General features: G+C 77.9%; 4 protein-coding genes and 1 pseudogene. 1 reads left to right on the top strand and 4 read right to left on the bottom strand.

What is annotated here, in order from left to right:
• Positions 1 to 175 precede the first annotated feature (175 nt).
• The 4 genes from ACFVXK_RS37520 to ACFVXK_RS37505 are packed head-to-tail and all read right to left on the bottom strand — an operon-like array spanning position 176 to position 3,360.
• Complete coding sequence (locus tag ACFVXK_RS37520; protein WP_389621537.1) at positions 176 to 592, bottom strand: hypothetical protein; 417 nt, start codon at positions 590 to 592, stop codon at positions 176 to 178.
• 53 nt (positions 593 to 645) lie between these two features.
• Entirely contained in the window at positions 646 to 1,683 is a 1,038-nt protein-coding gene (locus tag ACFVXK_RS37515; RefSeq protein ID WP_389621534.1) for an NAD(P)/FAD-dependent oxidoreductase, read from the bottom strand.
• Positions 1,680 to 2,213, bottom strand: a complete 534-nt coding sequence (locus tag ACFVXK_RS37510; RefSeq protein ID WP_389621540.1) for an isoprenylcysteine carboxyl methyltransferase family protein — start codon at positions 2,211 to 2,213, stop codon at positions 1,680 to 1,682. The genes ACFVXK_RS37515 and ACFVXK_RS37510 overlap by 4 nt, the downstream gene beginning before the upstream one ends.
• A 52-nt stretch (positions 2,214 to 2,265) precedes the next feature.
• Positions 2,266 to 3,360, bottom strand: coding sequence for a type III polyketide synthase (locus tag ACFVXK_RS37505; protein WP_389621531.1), 1,095 nt, complete (start codon positions 3,358 to 3,360; stop codon positions 2,266 to 2,268).
• A gap of 89 nt (positions 3,361 to 3,449) precedes the next feature.
• Here ACFVXK_RS37505 and ACFVXK_RS37500 point away from each other — a divergent pair.
• A pseudogene (locus tag ACFVXK_RS37500) lies at positions 3,450 to 3,776 on the top strand (hypothetical protein); the annotation flags it as partial.

Genomic DNA, 3,776 nt, shown 5'->3' with positions numbered 1-3,776 from the left:
GTCGGCCCGCACGTCGTCGGCCCGCACGTCGTCGGCCCGCACGTCGTCGGCCCGCACGTCGTCGGCCCGCACGTCGTCGGCCCGCACGTCGTCGGCCCGCACGTCGTCGGTCCGTGCGTCGTCGGTCCGTGCGTCGTCGGTCCGTGCGTCGTCGGTCCGCACACGCCGGCTCGGATCAGCCCCTCGTACCGCCCGCCCACTCCAGGACCTCCGCGGCGCCCCGGCGGACGGCTTCGTCGGGGTCCCGGGCGAGCCTTCCGCAGGCCGCCGCGACGTCCGGCACACCGCCGCCTCCCGCGAGCGCGTCCCGCACCCCGGTCTGCAGCCAGTCGGCCTGGTTCTCGTCGGCCCCGGCGGCGGCGCGGGCGACCAGCCGCACGGCGGTCACCGTCCCCACCCGCGCCAACGCCTCCGCCGTCCGGCGGACCACGGCCGTGTCGTCGGCGTCCAGCAGCAGCCCCAGCAGCGCTTCCGCGGCCTCGGGATCACCGGCGAAGGGGACCAGGTCACGCCCGGCACGGACCCGCCGGGCCCAGGAAGGGGACGAGGCCCCCGCCAGCGCCTCCACCAACCCGCTCGTCTTCTCCGTCACGCCCCCACGGTCCCACGTCCCCGGACCTGACCTGACCGGACCCCGCCCCCCGCCTACCGCGCCAGCAGGTTCACCGCCCCCGCGAACACCCGCGGCATCCGGGCCGCCAGCGGGACGACGCGTCCCGCCAGCGGGGCCCGGCGGCGGGCCCACAGCAGGGTGGAGGTCAGGGTCCGGTAGGCGCGCGACAGGTCGCGCCAGGCCCGCTCGTACTCCTGCGGCCGGCCCGCCCGCACGCAGCGGACGAGTTCCCCCGCCGCCGACACCGCCAGGGTCAGCCCCTCCCCGGTCAGCGCGTCCACGTACCCCGCCGCGTCCCCCACGAACAGCACCCGCCCCGCCACCCGGGTCCGCGCCCCCTGCCGCAGCGGTCCGGCCCCGCGCACCCCCGTGCCCGGGCCGGGCGGTGGCGGCAGCCGGGCCGTCAGCAGGGGGAAGCGGGCCAGCTGCACGTCGAACGGGGCCTGCTCCGAGGTCAGCACCGCCACTCCGATCCGGTCCGCCCCCAGCGGGGTCACGTACGCCTCGGCGCCCCGCGCCCAGTGCACCTCGACCAGGTCGCTCCACGGCTCCACCGCGTAGTGGCGGCGCAGCCCGTACCGGGCGGCGGCCCGGCCCGGCGCGGCCGGTACCGCCAGGCCCAGCCCGCGCCGCACCGGCGAGTGCAGTCCGTCCGCCGCCACCAGGTAGCGGGCCGTCAGCCCCGCCGCCCACACCCGCCGTCCGTCCTGGCGGACCTCCCCGGCCCGGCGCGCGAGGACCCGTACGCCGAGCCCCGCCGCGCGGTCGGCGAGCGCGGCCTGGAGTTCCGTACGGCTCCACCCGCGCCCGGGGCCGCGGCGGAAGCGCGCCTCCGCGCGCAGCCCCGTCACCCCGTCCACGTAGCCGATCCCGTGGAACGGACGGCCCGTCACCGCCACGCCCAGTTCCTCGAACCGCCGCACCGCGCCCGGCATCAGCCCCTCCCCGCAGGCCTTGTCGATCGGCGTGGGCCGCGGTTCCAGGACCACCACCTCCAGTCCGGCCAGCGCCCCGTGGATCGCGGTCGCCAGCCCGGCCGGGCCGCCGCCCGCGACCAGCAGGTCGATCACCGCACCAGGCCCAGCAGCGGATCGGCCGTCCGGGCGTAGGTGAGCGCGGCGTTCTCGCAGCGGATCCGCACCCGCAGCAGCAGGGCGTTGAGCAGGGTGAATCCGAGCGCGGTCACCCACGCCGTGTGCACCAGCGGCAACGCCAGCCCCTCCAGTACGACCGCCGCGTAGTTCGGGTGCCGCAGCAGCCGGTACGGCCCCGCCGCCACCAGGGGCAGCCCGGGCACCACGATGACCCGGGTGTTCCAGCGCGGGCCCAGGGACAGCACGCACCACCAGCGCAGCCCCTGCGCCGCCGCCACCACCGCGAGCGCCGGCCAGCCGAGCGCCGGCAGGAAGGGGCGGTGCACGGCCTCCGCGGCGCAGCCCGCGAGCAGGGCGACGTGCAGGGCGACCATGGCCGGGTAGTGGCCGCGGCCGTACTCCCGGCCGCCGCGCGCCAGGCTCCAGGCGGCGTTGCGCCGGGCCGTGGCCAGCTCGGCCAGCCGCTCCGCGGCGACCACCGCGAGGAGGAGGAGGTACCAGGCCAGCGGGGTCGAGGGGGTCAGGGCATGGAGGGACGGCAACAGCGGCATGGGCACCTCACCAGCGCAGCAGGACGAGTTCGGAGGCGAAACCCGGACCGAAGGCGAGCATCAGCCCCGTCGATCCGGGCGCGGGCGGCCCGGCGGCCTGGACGGCGCCGAGGATGTGCAGGACGGACGCCGAGGAGAGGTTGCCCACGGTCGCCAGCGAACGCCGGCTCGCCGCGAGGGCGGCCCCGGGCAGCCCCAGCGAGCCCGCCAGGACGTCGAGGATCCGGGGACCGCCCGGGTGGCAGATCCAGACGTCGACGTCGGCGGGCTTGAGGTCGTGCCCGGCCAGGAAGGACTCGACCTCCTCCACCACGTGCAGCCCGACCAGCTCGGGCAGCTCCCGGCCCAGCACCATGCGCAGGCCCCAGTGGCCGATGTCCCAGCCGAGGAGGTGCTCGGTACCCGGGTAGAGGCGCCCGCGGGCGTCCAGCACCCACGGCCCGCCGGCACCGGCACCGGCGCCGGCGCCGGCATCGGCGCCGGCGTCGTGGAGGGGGTGTTCCGCCCCCACGGCGACCAGGGCCCCGCACCCGTCGCCGAAGAGGGCGCCCGCCACGAGGTTGGCCATCGAGGTGTCGGAGGGCTGGAGGGTCAGCGAGCACAGCTCCGTGGACAGCAGCAGCGCGGCCTGCCCGGGGCGGCCGGCCAGCTGCTCGTGGAGCATCCCGAGCCCCGCGGCGCCCGCCGCGCAGCCCAGCCCGAACAGCGGGACGCGCCGTACGCCGGGCCGCATTCCGGTGCGGGAGGCGAGGCGGGCCTCCAGGGACGGGGTGGCGAGCCCGGTGACGGTCGTCGACACCACCAGCCCGATCTCCGCCGCCGTCAGGCCGGCCCCGTCGAGGGCCCGGCCGACCGCTTCGGCGCCGAGCTCCAGGGCCGTCCGGAGGAACAGGGCGTTGGAGGTGCCGAAGTCGCCGCCCGGGCCGTAACGTTCCAGCGGTTGCGCGAGGTGGCGGGACCCGACCCGCGCCGAGGCGTGCACCCGGCGCAGCAGGGCCGCGTCCGCGCCGGGTGGCAGGCACCGCACCAGCGCCTCCGTGATCCGGGCCTGCGGATACCGGTGGGGCGGGAACACGCTGCTCACCGACAGGACACGGGTCATTGGCCCAACATAGGGAAGAACGAGGGCAATCGGTCAGAAGCGCGCGAAGGCGGGCATTTCGCAATGCCGTCACGGCGTAGCGTGGCGCCGTGCCCGTCCGCTCTCGCGCCTTCCCCCTGCCGGCGGTCCCGGTGGGCGGCCTGCTGCGGTCCTGCCATCCCCTGCCGGCCGCCGCCGTCACCGTCTTCGCCGCCGTCCTCGCGGCCGCCGCCGGGCGCGGGGCCGCCGGTACGGCCCTGACGGCGGGCGCCGTCGCGGCCGGGCAGCTCTCGGTGGGCTGGTCCAACGACCGCCTCGACCTGCGGCGGGACCGGGCCGCGGGCCGCCGTGACAAACCGCTGGCCACGGGCGGGGTACCGGCCGCCGCCGTGACCGCCGCCGCCCTCACGGCGCTGGCCCTGTGCGTACCGCTGTCC

Origin of the sequence: Streptomyces sp. NPDC058157 (assembly GCF_042884105.1) — a bacterium.
In the GTDB taxonomy this organism is placed as follows: Bacteria; Actinomycetota; Actinomycetes; order Streptomycetales; family Streptomycetaceae; genus Streptomyces.
This window is presented reverse-complemented; position numbering and strand designations above follow the sequence as displayed.

Bases quoted from the DNA above. Each gene is read 5' to 3' on its own strand.
- ACFVXK_RS37505 (WP_389621531.1), bottom strand. From the start codon at position 3,360: ATGACCCGTGTCCTGTCGGTGAGCAGCGTGTTCCCGCCCCACCGGTAT.